General features: G+C 50.3%; 12 protein-coding genes. 2 read left to right on the top strand and 10 right to left on the bottom strand.

The window, feature by feature from the left end:
• Positions 1-34 precede the first annotated feature (34 nt).
• The 10 genes from RBB82_RS20240 to RBB82_RS20195 all read right to left on the bottom strand — a co-directional run bounded on the left by RBB82_RS20240 (position 35) and on the right by RBB82_RS20195 (position 11,954).
• The gene (locus tag RBB82_RS20240; protein WP_433972544.1) at positions 35-814 is read right to left on the bottom strand and encodes a sugar transferase; all 780 of its coding nucleotides are present in this window, start codon (positions 812-814) and stop codon (positions 35-37) included.
• A gap of 89 nt (positions 815-903) precedes the next feature.
• Complete coding sequence (locus tag RBB82_RS20235; RefSeq protein WP_433972543.1) at positions 904-1,734, bottom strand: WecB/TagA/CpsF family glycosyltransferase; 831 nt, start codon at positions 1,732-1,734, stop codon at positions 904-906.
• A 138-nt stretch (positions 1,735-1,872) separates the two neighbouring features.
• Positions 1,873-2,793 carry a glycosyltransferase family 2 protein gene (locus RBB82_RS20230; RefSeq protein ID WP_433972542.1) on the bottom strand — a complete coding sequence of 307 codons (921 nt, stop codon included), beginning with the start codon at positions 2,791-2,793 and terminating at the stop codon, positions 1,873-1,875.
• 267 nt (positions 2,794-3,060) lie between these two features.
• The gene (locus RBB82_RS20225) at positions 3,061-4,146 is read right to left on the bottom strand and encodes a GNVR domain-containing protein (protein WP_433972541.1); all 1,086 of its coding nucleotides are present in this window, start codon (positions 4,144-4,146) and stop codon (positions 3,061-3,063) included.
• 452 nt (positions 4,147-4,598) lie between these two features.
• Positions 4,599-7,541: an SLBB domain-containing protein gene (locus RBB82_RS20220; RefSeq protein WP_433972540.1), complete on the bottom strand. Its 2,943-nt coding sequence runs from the start codon at positions 7,539-7,541 to the stop codon at positions 4,599-4,601.
• Positions 7,542-7,591: 50 nt separating this feature from the next.
• Positions 7,592-8,122, bottom strand: coding sequence for a UpxY family transcription antiterminator (locus tag RBB82_RS20215; RefSeq protein ID WP_433972539.1), 531 nt, complete (start codon positions 8,120-8,122; stop codon positions 7,592-7,594).
• A 160-nt stretch (positions 8,123-8,282) separates the two neighbouring features.
• Positions 8,283-9,524: a nucleotidyltransferase family protein gene (locus RBB82_RS20210; protein WP_433972538.1), complete on the bottom strand. Its 1,242-nt coding sequence runs from the start codon at positions 9,522-9,524 to the stop codon at positions 8,283-8,285.
• Between the two features lie 36 nt (positions 9,525-9,560).
• Positions 9,561-9,938: a c-type cytochrome gene (locus RBB82_RS20205; RefSeq protein WP_433972537.1), complete on the bottom strand. Its 378-nt coding sequence runs from the start codon at positions 9,936-9,938 to the stop codon at positions 9,561-9,563.
• A gap of 96 nt (positions 9,939-10,034) precedes the next feature.
• Positions 10,035-10,403: a cupredoxin domain-containing protein gene (locus RBB82_RS20200; RefSeq protein WP_433972536.1), complete on the bottom strand. Its 369-nt coding sequence runs from the start codon at positions 10,401-10,403 to the stop codon at positions 10,035-10,037.
• Positions 10,404-10,973: 570 nt separating this feature from the next.
• Positions 10,974-11,954, bottom strand: coding sequence for a hypothetical protein (locus tag RBB82_RS20195; protein WP_433972535.1), 981 nt, complete (start codon positions 11,952-11,954; stop codon positions 10,974-10,976).
• Positions 11,955-12,095: 141 nt separating this feature from the next.
• Here RBB82_RS20195 and RBB82_RS20190 point away from each other — a divergent pair, with 141 nt between their 5' ends.
• Positions 12,096-13,613, top strand: a complete 1,518-nt coding sequence (locus RBB82_RS20190) for a B12-binding domain-containing radical SAM protein (protein ID WP_433972534.1) — start codon at positions 12,096-12,098, stop codon at positions 13,611-13,613.
• Positions 13,607-15,109 (top strand): B12-binding domain-containing radical SAM protein, encoded by a 1,503-nt coding sequence (locus RBB82_RS20185; protein ID WP_433972533.1) that lies wholly within the window; start codon positions 13,607-13,609, stop codon positions 15,107-15,109. Before RBB82_RS20190 ends, RBB82_RS20185 begins: the two co-directional genes overlap by 7 nt.
• The last annotated feature ends 21 nt before the right edge of the window (positions 15,110-15,130 follow it).

Here is a 15,130-nt window from a genome sequence, read left to right as displayed (position 1 = left end):
TGGCAGCGCTTTATCCCTGTAGGTGTCAAAGCACTCATACAGCGCCAACACCGCGCGCGACCGCAGCGAGCGTTCGAAGTAGAATTGCACAGTCGAGCAAGATATTTTGGTTTTTGATGTAATGCAGATCGTACTGCAGATTCTCGTGAATTGGGAGTGCCCGAGCTGGGCTAATTTGCCACAAACCAGTTATACCTGGCTTGGCGACGAGACGTTCGCGTTCAAAGGGGCGATACCGATCCACAATAAACGGCATTTCGGGTCGCGGGCCGACGAAACTCATCTCACCTCGTAAAACATTGATAAGCTGCGGCAACTCGTCAATGCTGAGGCGACGAATCAAGCGGCCAACACGAGTTAGCCGCAGATCTTCCACATTACAAGGAGAGATTCCATATCTCGGCACATCTTTCCGCATACTTCGAAACTTCCACAGAACAAACTGCCTGCCATTCCGTCCGATGCGATGATGCCGAAACAATACCGGACCAGACGTGTCCAATTTGATTAAAACTGCAATCATAAGACAAAGAGGAAGCAACGCAATTAATAGGATAGACGACCCTACGATGTCACAGCTACGTTTAGTCAAGCCATAACATCGGGGCGAGAATTTTCTGACGAGATCTGTTTTAATCCGAGGTGATGCGTCGAATCGTTCCCAAGTGTCGTATTTCGTAAAGACACCATACAACAGCCACAATCCACTATCACGTTTACTTGTTGGTGCGCGAGATTGATTGTGAGCGGGATCTTTATATAAAGCCTTCGAGGAACCACCGAATATCGAGCCTCGATCCCCTAGTAATCGCATATCACCATATCCCTCAAACCGTTAGCTGTCCAGTCCCACCTGGAAAATAATTATGCATAAGCCCAAGAGAACTGCGATGAAACTGACAGCTACTGCGATTCGTAAACGTACGAGCGTGTGTTCTCTGATTTTAAGTCGAGCTTATAACGCTTTAGACCGCCGAACTGCAAAAGAGCAAAAAAGATAAAACATGGATTATTAAAGAGATAGCGTTTCCAGAGGCGTCGAGGCTCCTGTATAAAACGGTGCACCCACTGTAAACCGGCCCGTTTAACCCACGCAGGGCTATCTCGAATTGCACCGGTGTGAAAGAGAAACGCAGCGCCAACGCCAATCATCAGTTTCGTATCTAACATAGGCAGGTAACGCGCCATAAACAGTTCTTGTTTTGGAGTACTCAGTCCAACCCAGATGATGTCCGGCTGCAGCAATCGAATTTGCGTTGACAATTCACACTCTTCTTCGACTGTCATCGGCCTAAAAGGAGGCGCAAATGTCCCGGCTATGTTTACCCATGGAAAGCGGCGTGTCATCTCTTCACGTAAACTTTCAGCAACCCCAGGCGCTCCACCGCAGAAAAAATGCACACAATCACGAAACTCATTGCGTCCGATGATCTCAAGCATCAGGTCAGGGCCGAACACTCGCTCCATCGTGTGAAAACCCTGCAACCGCCCCATCCATACAGTTGGCATTCCATCCGGAGCAACAAGAAGAGCTTCCGCAAAAATCGATTTCAGGCTCGGGTCACGTTGCACCTCCATAACACCGTGGACTCCAGTTAGGCAGACGTAACCTTTCCCATTCGTATCGATATGAGACTTTAAGATAGTTGCAGCACTATGCATATTGACGGCATGGACGCCCACTCCTAATACATTTACCTTGCTGTTTGCCAGCACTGACATCAGTCTATTCATCTAACCGCCGCTCTCGTATGTCATTCTGAAATTTGGTAGATATGCTGTCCGGTTCTGCTTGGCAGTCTTAAAAACACAATACGATGCTTTATTATTGGTGTTTCTAAGATTACCTACACGTAAATACAACGAAGGCCATCAGCGAACGCGTTTAAAACGAAAGTGCGGGAAGATTCCCTCTTGATTCCAGTAGTGACCTCGGAGCATCTTCTCCGAGCTTCTTCTTATAAAAGCGACCGATCGCAACAAGAACAGCACCAGACTCTGGATGCGTCGTGACTCAATGGCTCGAAGTATCGGAGCGGCTGAGTACACAATTTCCTGGTGTTCCAAACGCTGTTTGTCAGGTGAACTGCATGTCTTGCTATTAGGCTGCAATCTAAAATCCGCCAACACCTTGGAGATATGCATAAAGCGGTATCCTTTAACTGCAAGACGTATAAACAACTCTAGATCCATTGCGTATTGAAGCCGCTCTTCAAGCCAGTTCTCTTCTCTAAACACTCGACTGCGAAAAAATGTAGCTGTTGTGGGTATGTATAGAACATGATGGTAGAAGAGGATGAATTTGCTGAATTCGATCTCGCGCCTGGTCTGAATCGCGCTTCCAAGCTCATCTATAACTGTGTAATCGCCGTAGATGATATCCGCATCCGGATTTTGTTCGAACGCTTTTACAATATGTGCAAAGCATCCCGGGAGATAGCGATCGTCCGCGTTTAGCCAACCAATGATGTCTCCCTTAGCTCGGCGAAATCCTTTGTTTAATGCTTCACTCTGTCCCTTGTCCCTTTCGGACACCCATGACATTTTGTTGTACTCTGCAACACCAGATAGTTTTTGTAGTAGCCCAACCGTACCGTCGGTCGACATACCATCGATTATCAGGTGTTCATACATTGCATAGTCTTGACTCTGGATACTCTTTATCGCTTCGTAAATAAACGCTGCTTGATTAAAAGATGGTGTCACGATCGAAATTAACGGCATCATTGCAGATGGACCGTCAGGTTCAATCGTTGTTATTTCCGTACTTTCGCTACTAGATTTCGTAATCATCTTTCACTCAGACATACATTGAGTATTTCGACGGGATTTTATTTGATTGACCTACATATTTATTAAAGTGACTCACGCAATTCCTTAGCCTGCTTCTATGCCACTGACCGTGCTGCCTCGCTAACATCCAGACATCGTCTTGAGATTATTTGTAAATGCGGCCATGAGTGATGCTGTAGAAAAGCTCCTATTTGATGCGGTGAATGATCTGCATTAGACGACTACCAAAACGCTCGGTTTCGAAAATCACTTTTCACAAAAGCGGCTTCATCGACGGTGCCGTCCAAAGGCGTCTCCCGCTAGCAGGCTGTGCCATCGGTTACCTAGCGTCGTGTTAATGTCGGCTACTAAAACTCTCCGTGCATCCGATTGATCAATTGACAACCATGAACGCTTCATAAGTAAAAACAACGACCCTCCTATGAAAGAAAGGAGCGTGGCTGCCAGAACAATCAATGTTCGATGCGGTCCCGATTTTCTTTCGGGTAGCCCTGGGGAATCGATCACACTAATTGTGGGGATTGACTTCACTTCTTCGATTCGCGCAGTCTCATACTCCTCAGATAAGAGATCAAAGACTGTTTCGTGGATACGAACATTTCTATATAAATTTGCCCACTGCACAGCTAGGTGAGGCAACTGCCGCAGAGCGGGGTAAGGATGGGTCGCATCGGCGGCGACGTCCTCTGACTGCTGTCCACTTTGACCATTGGCACGCTGCAGTTCACTTCGCAGGAGACTATTTCGTGCTTGTGCCGCTCGCACCCGCACATTCTGGTTTCCGTAGATCTGACGTAGCGAATCCAACTCTGACTCATTTGCTATAAGTTGCCCCTCGAGCTTTGCGCCGGCGTCCACCGATGCACGAGTCTGCTCTTTGATATCGATTGTAGTATTCTCACTCGAATAACAACTCAATTCCAGTTGGGCGCGCTGAAGCTCTGTCTGCACGGTAGCTAGCCGCTGCTCTATGAACTGGCGCTCACGATGTGCGGATGAGGTGTTAACTCTGGCTACCAGACTATTTAATTCGTCCAGATAAGCTTGGGCCAAATCACGTGACCTTTCTCGCTTCTCATCCGTCACAGCGATTGTGATCACACCACTTTTTGTATCTTCGGTTATCTTGGTCAGACGGGCCAACTGTTTAGCCGTCGCGTCACGATATTTTTTGTGATACACGCGCTGTAGATCAAATCGGTCGATGAGATGTCCAGAGATTGTTCCGCTATGTAACAATGCAATAAACAGCGCCCCATTATTTTTTGCGCCCAGCAAGCTCCCGGCCAGGCCGGCCAGGCCGCCGGCAGAACCACCTGCACTACTGCCCTTCCCCACTAACGCCGCAAGCATAGCAGCGCTAGTACTTCCCGATTCAGGGGGCATAATTCGGGCACTTGAGTTAAATTCTTTTGGCAGTAGTAACACCCAGGATACACTCAGCACAAAAACTGTTCCGACTATGCGTAGCAGGGTATGTCGGTGGTTCCAGAGCACTGATGCATTTGCGACCCATGTTGCCTCGTTAGACACGGCCGGTCGCGTGTCGCGCGCCGTCTGCACTTGTGGTCGAGACAACTGATCCGGTGCATTTATCTGCATAGATAAAACCTCGATAATGACCGGCGAGTTTCTTTTAGGTCGTTCGCATGCAGCGACCGAATGCAGGTTGCGGGTGAAACTCCGCCGATGCCGCATAAGATCTTGACCCTCTGGATCGCTTCACTCCGAATCGCCACAGAGAAGCCAATCAAATCGGGATAGACACTAAGGTCGAATTGAATAGGTAAATACATGAAAGATGTCTAGTGGAGCGCGAGAGCAGCCGCGAAGCCGACGGAAGAGAAGACTTGTGCCGACGCGAACAGATTTCGCCATAGAGCGGATCCACCGAAGACTTTTTGGGGTACGACAACAACATCACCAGGATCGAGCTTTGTGTCGAGGACGCTCGGGTCATGCCAAGTTCCCGATCGATGTCCTACAACCAGACCATTTGCTCGAATAACCAATATTTCTTTTCTGTTTCCTCCTTCAGTGCTCCCACCAGCATGTTGGAGATACCAGCCAGCAGTTTTTCCTGGTACGAAAGTAATTGCGGATGCGTTGTAAACTTGACCACTGACCAGGACGAAACCTGGTCTTTTAGGAATGGTGAGAACGTCGCCATTGCGTAATTCGATATCAGCGGGCGTGTCTTCCCAACTCGAGATATCAGAGCTGATTTTGATGACGAGACGTCCAATTGCAGGTTGGCTTCGCAGGCGAGCGACTACTTCCTTTTGCTGTTGAACTAGTAGTTGCAAAGTCGCCGCATCGTCCTGAGCCGACAGACTTGGGGCTAGCCGCGCGCCAGCTGAAGTCGTCTCGATTTGACGTATTAATTCATTTCGACTTTTATCCTCGAGTTCTTTCACTTGAGTCCGAATGAGAATTGCTCCAGACGGGTAAGCCGTTGTTCTGAATCCACCTGCACGTCTCAACACAGAGCTTAGCCTCTCCCCTTCTTGCAACCCATAGGAGCCAGCATAAGTCACCTCACCTTTCAGAGATACAGAAGCCCCTATATCATTCCACCCTGATATTTGATGAATGGTGAGTACATCCCCAGGCTTAAGAACCATATCTGCACTGCGATCAAAGCTGTTGACGGCAGCGCCAATTCGAATTGTTCCCCTCTGACTTACGACCTGTCTCCCGTCGTTCACTTCGTAACTGGCGAGATCAGCATCGGCTATTAGCGCGCTGCGCGTGAAACCGCCAGCCATGCGGACGAGGTCTGATGCAGTCATCCCTTGTGAGAGGGCGAACTCACCAGGGTGCAGCACCTCGCCATGCACTTGAACTTTGGGAGCATCAGCCTCATAACGACCACTGATACGAATCGTATCGAAAGGTTGAAGACGGATCTTTTCGTTTCCGCCTAAGAGATCTGGAACACTGAAATCAATGGCCTCTGGCCGTAAATCGGGAGGCATCAGACGGATGATCTCACCATGGTCGGCTGGTTCTGGCAACAAATCTTGATAGGAATGAAGCACATCGTTCAGCGTCATATCGTCGCGATAAGGGAACTTACCAGGCCTGACTACATGTCCCTCCAAATAAATCGCTTTTTCGCTGTAAGGCAGGATCGGAGCGAAGATTACTCGATCACCATCTTGGATAGAAAATGCGTCAATTTCTTTTCGGAATGCTTCTGTTGTGCTTCCGTCCGGAAGATTCAAGTTCAGGGTGGTGCGGTGTCCTTGTGACTCTATTCTTTCGATGGTGACATGCGCCAGCGCTGCAGACGCCAACACACCACCAGCGTCACTGAGCACATCAGTCAACTTCGTCTCGTCTTTCAATTCATAAATGGCTGGTCGTTTGATCATTCCTGCCATTGCTACCTGACGTCCAACCGGAGGCACGAGAATGGTATCTCCGGCTTCCAGTTTCTCTTCGTCTGGACGAACACCATGTAGCAGAAAGTCATAAAGATCAACTTCGCGGACCAGTTCCTTTCCGCGGTAGTGGCGCACGATTCGCAGAGAACCGACACTGGTAGGCCCACCCGCAGCATAGAGGGCATTGAGAGGAGTGGACAGTGAGCTTACGTCATATGCTCCGGGCCTCTGCACATCGCCTACTACATACACTCTTACAGTACGCAGCCGCGCTACCGTTACAGCAATTTTCGCATCTCGATACTGTTGACTCAGCGCACCTTGAATCAGATTCTGGGCACGGTCGAGGGACAGACCTGCAACAACGATTGTTCCAGCTTCAGGGAGTGCTATCTTGCCTTCGCGATCAACAGTCCGAGCAAAACTTTGAGAGATCCCACCCCAAAGATTAATGATGAGCCCATCGCCTGCCCCTAGAATATAGTCAGGACCGATTGGTACATCGATGGACATCTGCTTGGTAGCTAAGCCCCGAGCGAGAAACATATCTGAGCCAAAGCGCTTCACCTTCGAGGCTTGCTCTGGCACCTGAGAATAGAGATCACGAAGGGACTGGAGATTGTATGGGGCTGTTTGATGTACCACTTCGGTTGCGCTGCCATTATTTCGATCCGTTTTTTTTATTGACTGTGGTTCCCTATTTCCAGTCTGTTGAGATACTCCTTTTTTCTGTAGGTCCCCGGAGTTGTTATCGGGTGAGCTAGCGTCTATCTTATTTGGACCTATCAGCGCTCCATCCCCAATTTGTGAAGAGATCGCAACATCGTCGCCGCTCCGGATGTCATCGGTTCCTTTTGAGTCTGAATCCGATCTGTCAAAATCTGAATCTGACACATATCCACGTGCCCGCAACCAGACACTAAGCGCACCACGAAATCCTGGATCCGACGATATCTCTTTGTACAACATATCGTCGCTGATGGAATCCGCTTGGATTGATGTTCCTTGCTGCTCCAGATAATCTGACATCACTTGTTTGAGATCAACAACCAACTCCGGCCGAGTTTGGACAATTGTGGTGATTTGACTCGCTGTTAAGACGCTGGATGGATCTTGGTTCGGGTGGGTCATACCATTGCTGCTTTTTGCGCGATCACTTTCGTCATCATCGCTGGACGTCGTAGACGAGTTTGGGGACAACGGCGATGAGGATGACGGCGACGGAATCGCTGACGGCAGGCTCGGCACCTGCAATTGCTGTCCAAATGCACAAAACGATAACAGCATGGATATGACGCCTACTACTGCTCTATATCCAATCCATTGCAGGCGGAAATACTTGTTAGGTAACTCTTCCACCTGTCTGGGTGTCCCGTCCTTAGACCGCTTTGCGACTACACTCAGATCTTTCAACGCTTCTCACCCTTTGGCTCAATCTCAAACTCACTCACTTCAACGGCGATCGATCTCATGATGGCATCAATGGACAGAACAACACGATATTCTTGCTTGCGCCGCGTCAGAATACCTTCCATGCCGGCGAGCGGACCCGCCACAATTCGGACTGCATCACCATTATTTAAGTAGGGATGTGGTTCTGCTTTTAGATTTTCGACAGCGACTCGCAGCACCGTGATTTCTTCGTCAGATATGATGGTCGGTCTTGATGTGGACGCGGCAAAGCCGAGCACTCCTGGTTGCTGCACCAGACGGGTCCGGTTTTGAATGGATGCTCTCGCAAATAAATAGCAAGGAAACAGAGGTAGCTCTACCTCCGCATGAACACCATTTTTCCAATGATGCTTTGTGCGATGGACAGGGAGAAATGTTTCAAGCTCCTGCAACCCGAGCCGTTCTGCGACTCGTTTTTCGTGTCTTGATCGAGTATGCAGAGCATACCAATTCAAGGTTGTATCCGAGGATGTCTTCGTGTCTATCATTGAAATTCCTAACTGCCGTGCGCTTTAGACAAATGAAAGCTGAGCTGATTTGAAAAGCCAATTTATAGCTTCGCCCTGTCACTTAGGTAATCGTGGCCTCCCCGTTCAGCATTAATGGACCTCGTACCACACCTATTAAGTAGGACAAATTCAAAGCTGACTACATCTGCAATGAGGTAATGCTTTTTTTCCAACGGGATTTTTCCACTAACAAAACGAATCCGTGACGGACGTGAAATTTTAGCCGGACGCAAAAAAAACGTGTCTGCTGCCAAAATTGAACCAGCTGTACTGTAAGACTTATTTCTGCGCTCGTTACAGTAACTCTCGGAGGACGATGGATGGGAAAGATCTTGTTGCTTTTTGGGAGCAGCACAGCTTCATCATGAGACAGAGCCGTCAAGAGCAACAAATAGAGCTTGGTTCCCGGATATTTAGCCATCAGCACATTGTTTCCATATCTCTCAACCCACAGCCGCACTGGTGCAGGAAGTTCTCGAACCGACGCCTTCAGCTTTTCAGGGATAGAGTCGGAGCCGAAACTCTGTTTGGCAAACAAAGTTACGGCTCCGACTGCAACCTTCATTTCTGGATTCTGTGTCAAATGTTCTTCTACTTCAAACCACAGTGCTTTGTTTTCCTGATGAAACCTGATGAAATTTGAATACTCAAGAATCCATGACGCGCGGGTCCATTCGCTTTTTAGGTGTTTGAACAAGTGCTGCGCATGTCCGAGAAATTTGTCGAAATCCGAGAGGGCTGGAAACTCCGAATTCTCCCATTTTCCGGATCGCAGGCGAGAGAGCTCGTTCTTCCGGGGGCTGTCACCGCCTCCATCACAATCGACTAAATGAACTTCCACGCTACGCTGAGGCTTTGCCCTGTAAAGATCTCGCACGGATGGCACTCGTTCGCTGTCTGCCTTAAATTCTTTAATGTCCACCCCTGTTCCGACTAGTGAATATCCTCGTGCCGCCAAGATACCCTCGCAGCGCTGAGCATCTTTTGAAGATATAAGGAAGTCGAGATCGAGCTGACAGCGCAGAGCTATATCCGCACAGGAATCAGGGGTTAATGTAAACCCCTTGAGGTTGGCATAAAGCAGACCAGCATGCTCAAAATCCTGGTTGAGCGCCACAAACTCGCGGAACATGCTGGCCGTCCTTTTCTCATTATCGGCCGTATTTCCTTCGAGTCGTTGTAGCACCTGTACGGGAATTGCGGCTTCAATACCCAACGCCTGAACTTGTGCAAGAAAATAGAGAGCTAAACCACTGGCGTCAAGCCAACCATATATTCCTACCCAAGATCGATAGCGGAATCCTGATAGGCGACGAAAGTGGCTCTCGGGATCCGCTTCGCGGAAAGTAGCAATCACGGCTTGTGCTAACTGACGATTCATTCGTGATTTGCTCCTTCCTAGTAGATTCTTGAAATACTACTTATCGTAGAGAGATGGGTCGCCAAGACTACCTTTTGGGGGCAGGTGGCGAATGAAGAGAATAGTGGCCCAAATTTCGTCATCACTTAGCATTCCCTTCGAGCCGGGCATGCCAGAAGGAGCTATGCCGTTGTCGATCACCCACTTCAGCTGGCCGTCACTGTACGATTGGACTTCTGCGGAGCTAAGCAGGGGCACTGGCGGCGTCATGGCATCTGCAAACGGAACACCTGTGTTTTGCCCATCCAATCCATGACAGGCTACACAGTAGTGCGTGAAGGCTTCTTTGCCCGACGCGATATTTTCTTCGGTCGGCCTGAGCGGGTTATGTTCCGACTTATTACGTATAAACACGGAGTGCTTACTCCAAGTCATAACGTTCCGCTCCAGCCTGCCTGGTGGAGTTGACTTACACCCCGTAGTTACCACGAGGAGAGCCAACAACGAGACGAAACCGGGTCGCTGCATTCTTTACTCCGTGACGTGGAGTGTAAGTGTCATTGAGCCATGACCCGAGCCACAAAACACCGAGCAATGACCTACAAAGTCTCCGACCTGGCTTGGCGTGAAGGCAAGCTCGGCCGTCTTGCCCTTCTCGATCTTCGTATTGAGATTCAACTCTTTGAACTTGAGGCCGTGAGCCACATCCTGAGTTGTCAGCTCAAGAACAACGGGCTGACCTTTTTTTAGGGTGATTTCAGCAGGCGCATAGCCGAATTTCTTTACCGAAACATCAATTTTCTTAGGGGCTTCTTGAGCAAAAGAGGATCCGGAGAGTGCATAAGAGCCAATAGCTACAGCCCCAACAAAAATTGCCTTTGCGATTATTCCACGCCTCATTTACTCCACCTTCCTATGATCTGCAGCCAGATCTCGAATATTTTGTTCGTCGAAACACACTAAACATCACTTGAATACATAACGCATCCTCAAGTTAGTGGAGAGGAGCAGTTGAGTTGTCATTATGCAATGTTCTGTTTGTCACTTCTTTGTAAAAGCCACAAGCTGAACATCAGTCTTGTGCCTGCGAGTCAAAAAGTGCTGGAAGCAAAGACGAGATAAGTTGCTCCGCTTTCACCTGTGCCGAGATAAATCCCAAGACTTCGGCCCGTTGCCTATCGTGAATCAAGATAGTTCCCGTGCCATAGGACAACGTTCGGAGTGGTCCATCGGTGACAGTTAGGATTTGAGTGTCCTCTGCCGGCGCAGGCACATCGCGAATAAGTTTCCAAGTCAGCACATTGAACTTATCAGGCGGGTGTTGCACTACACAGGAGCGCCGGATGCTCAGCGCAATCTCCAGGTCGTTCGATTGAATGCAGATCTGATTTGCTCCTTTGCTACTGCAAAAGACAAACGGAGTTGCGACAAATCTACGGAGTAGATCGGGATGCCAAGATGTCTCAGTCCTCATGCGTAGACCTCACGTCTGCGAAACGCAATAAACTCGCGAAGCTTCTCTGTACCGTACTTTGGGGTGCCCCCGTAACTAAAGCGCCAAGACGGCAGTTGTGAAACTTTTTCGATGATCCGTTCCCGTGTCGCTGCTGCTTCGGACAACTGAGCCGGCAGTCTTTCCACACTGGAATTGAGGTAGGTTTGCGCCGCCGCGGGCGACATCGGAGTAAAGTCACCACCAGGGCGTGACGTCCTCTCCAAAAAGACTAACCAGCGGGGCTCGCACCCGAGCTCTGTCCGCACGCCGAAGGTCTCCGCAATATCGACCTCGTATGCAAGTTCGCCGTTCATTGATGTCTGAACACTAAAATTCTTTAGGGTTCGAAAGTGGTTGACAGCATCAGGTAACAGTTTCACCGGTGCTGATGTGCCATGAGCGACCAGCCTTTCGTCCCGCTGGGACAGATAGGTCCAGTCGTCGGAGACGTAGTTGAAGCCTCCCTGTGAAAGTGCTACAGAAAGTGTGGACTTACCAGCGCCCGACGCTCCTGCGATCAATAAGCCATCGCCCTCTGACTCAAGACATGCGCAGTGCATCGGAACCAAGCCGATGGCAGCGCCAAGAATGCCGAGAGTCATCGGGATCAGCTTTTCCTTCCAGAACTGATAGTCCCGCGCAACAACGCCTGAGATACTTGCGCTGAGTTTCCGGCGCAAAACATCGAAGATAAAGACGTTCGAACTACCGAAGCTCGCTACAACCATGTGACGTAATCCCCGAAAATGAGGCCGCCCCGCAGCTTGAGGCAAAGACTCATCGACGACAATCCGCATATCGAATTGGCTCAAACCAAATCCATTTGCGGGAATGGATAGAAGTTCGAGCACGTCGGCCAGATCGCGCGAGTTGGTGCCCAGCGTGCAAAGTGCGCCAGCGAAGCACAGCTCCCTGCTATAGGGAAGAACGGTTCGATCGATCGAAACTGATGACATCAGAATACCTGTTGGGCTTCACTCTACCCTAATGAAAGGGGCAATTTTGCTGCCTGCAAAAAACTTTACAAATCGCTGACATGGACATGACAACTGCGACCACTACAAGTCATATCGTCCACAATGAGCGAGGAGATCGCATTGCCCAAGTCCCGCAAAATTGTCTTCTTCTTTCCGTCCTTCGCAAGCTCCGATGCGACGGCCCCTCTGGGCATTCTGGCCGTCGCTACGCCCTTGATTCGTGCTGGCTATCAGGTGGTCTTGATCGATTCAACCATCACTCCGAACTACAAGAAGCGTGTGCTCGAAGAGGTACGTGATGCACTCTGTCTCGGAATTTCGCTCGTAACAGGGCCGATGATTCGAGAGACTGTCGAAATTGCCAAGGCCATCAAGGCCTGGAATCCCGACTTTCCTATCGTGCTTGGCGGATGGCACCCATCGCTTCTTCCCACGCAGACCTTACAGGCACCTTACATCGATTATGTCGTTTGCGGACAGGGCGAAGATTCTTTTCTCGAACTGGTAGGCCATATTGAGAATCGTTCCGCGCCAGACTTTGTGTCCGGCATCGGCTTTAAGCGAGATAACAAACTCACTTTCACTCCAGAACGGGCTCTCAAACCCATCGTCGATCAACTTCCGAAGGCCTACCACATCGCAGACTTTGATGCGTATGAGCGTATGTGCGGCAGGCGTTGGGCGATGTACACCTCCAGCCTGGCTTGTCCATTCGATTGCGCCTACTGCACCAATGGAGCGGTCTACAAACGCAAGTGGAATGCGCTTCCGGCGGAGCAGTTTGTGGAGGAGACTGTCGATCTCAGTCGCCGCTACAACCTCAATATGCTTTGGATTGTGGACGACAATTTTCTTGTCGATCTGGATCGCGCCCGCGCAATCGGCGAAGGTCTGGTCCGTGCCGGAGCAGAGTTTCAGTGGAGCATTCAGGCAACTACAAATTTAACCTCGCGACTGTCTCTTGAGGATCTCAAGCTTTTACGCCGCAGCGGCCTACATCAGATCTGTCAGGGCGTGGATTCGGGATCGCCTAAGATTCTGAAGGCAATGAACAAGACCTTTCAGAACTTTGAGGACATCTACGAGAGCGCGGCGCGCTGCCTGGCAGCAGGCATGCGTCCGTCTTTCAACATCATCTTTGCGTATCCAGGAGAAGGCCAAAAAGAGCGGAGGGAGACCATGAACTTCATTATGGATGTCTGCCGACGTTTTCCTGGCACCGAATTCTGGACCAATATCTTCACTCCATACCCCGGAACAAATGTTATGAACCGGGCAGATGAGCTTGGCATCGAAGCCCCAGACTCTCTCGAAAAGTGGGCCGAGTTCTTCCCGCGTTACACGAAACTGCCATGGCTGAACGGACGCGATCACGAAGAGTTACAAATTATGCGCGACTACCTGCGCATAGCTTTCGATCGCATCCCGATAGGTGTAGACCGGCGCACTCGGATTACCCGACTGGCACAAAAATGTATTTCATTTCCCGCTCGTTTCCGGCTTGATCATAGTCTGTATCGCTTTCCAGTGGAACTTTGGGTCAATGACAAGCTCAAGGAAAGAACTGCCGGCTTCAAGCCTGTTGTGGACGCACGTCGCCTGGAGCCCAACCCTGAGCCAGTTGAGGCCGCATGCTGAGCCAAGGCAAGGTTGTACTTTTTTACCCGGCTTACGATGGCCCTCCTCTGGGGGCGCCGCTTTGCCTGCTCGCTCTCGCGGCATCACTGCGAGAAGCCCGCTTCGACGTAGTAATGATCGACGCTGCGATTGAGCCCGATTACCTGACACGAATAGAGTGCGAAAGCGTAGATGCGCTGTGTGTCGGAATCTCCGTACTGACAGGGCCTATGATCGGGGGCGCCATCGAGGTGGCGACAGCTGTAAAGAGCCAGACACCGTGGCTTCCAATCATCTTTGGTGGATGGCACCCCACGCTTCTACCCGATGAGACTCTAAGTGAAAGCTTTGTTGACATGGTTGTCCGCGGCCAGGGCGAAATTACAATCGTTGAAGTCGCTCAGGCCCTGGCGGGGAAAAAGCCGCTCGGCGGCATAGCCGGGCTCTCATGGAAGAAAAACGGGCAACGAACTCACAATGTGGACCGCAAGGTGGAGCCATTGGACTCCCTTCCCCTTCCCGCATTTGATCTCACTAACTTCGACGCGTACGAAAAGCTCTCCGGGATCCGAAAGCTCGCCTATGCAACCAGTGTTGGTTGCCCCTACGCGTGCAACTATTGCACGGACATGGTCTTCTACAAGCGAAGATTCAACGCGCTGTCTGCGGACCGTACTGTCGCTGAGATGCTCGACCTCGTCACCCGCTATCGCATTGATGAGGTCGCTTTACTTGACTCGAACTTTCCGGTTCAGCTCCCACGCGCGCTCGAGATTGCACGCGGAATCATTGACTCTGGCGTGAAGTTCAAATGGACTTTTCAAGCCTCCACCGACTTCCTTTGCCGTATGAGCGAAGACGATGTACGCCTGCTTGGCGCAAGCGGCGTATCGCACATGGGCTTCGGCACTGAATCTACGTCTGAGTCGGTTTTGAAGCTGATGAACAAACGTCACCAGCGAGTTGACGAGATGTACGAGACGGCGCGCAAGGCGCAAATTGGCGGAATCCGTGTCACATTCAACCTGATCTTCGGATACCCGGGTGAGACAGAGGCTGATCGCATCATTACCTTTCAGACAATGAGCGACATCGGCCATAAGTTCCCTAATGTTAGCTTTTCACCAAATATCTTCACCCCTTATCCGGGCATCCCAATCTGGCCGCAACTCCGAGAGTTGGGCGTCCCCGAGCCGAAGAACCTCCGCGAGTGGATGGATATGCCTTTAGGCGCAAATATGCTGCCGTGGCTCAAGGGAAAAGAGCTTTCACGACTGCAACGAATGCTTAAGTATTTTCTGCTGAATAGTCAGATTGACCGAAAGCAAAACAACTACTCGCGGCTCCGGCACGCCGTACGTTTTATTGTGCAAACCCCGATTCGCTGGCGCCTTCGCTCCAGCCACTATGCGTTTCCCTGGGAACTTTGGCTCTCAAATCTCTCTGAGCGAATTGTGCTTCGTCGTTCACTGGTAACGGGCCAGGAACTTCCAAAGGAGCCTGCCAGTGCCTGCTAGCCCAACAAGAGAAGGAGGTAA

The organism is Tunturiibacter lichenicola, assembly GCF_051013355.1.
GTDB lineage: Bacteria > Acidobacteriota > Terriglobia > Terriglobales > Acidobacteriaceae > Edaphobacter > Edaphobacter lichenicola_F.
The sequence above is the reverse complement of the archived record's forward strand: the minus strand, read 5'-3'. Positions and strand labels throughout refer to the sequence as shown.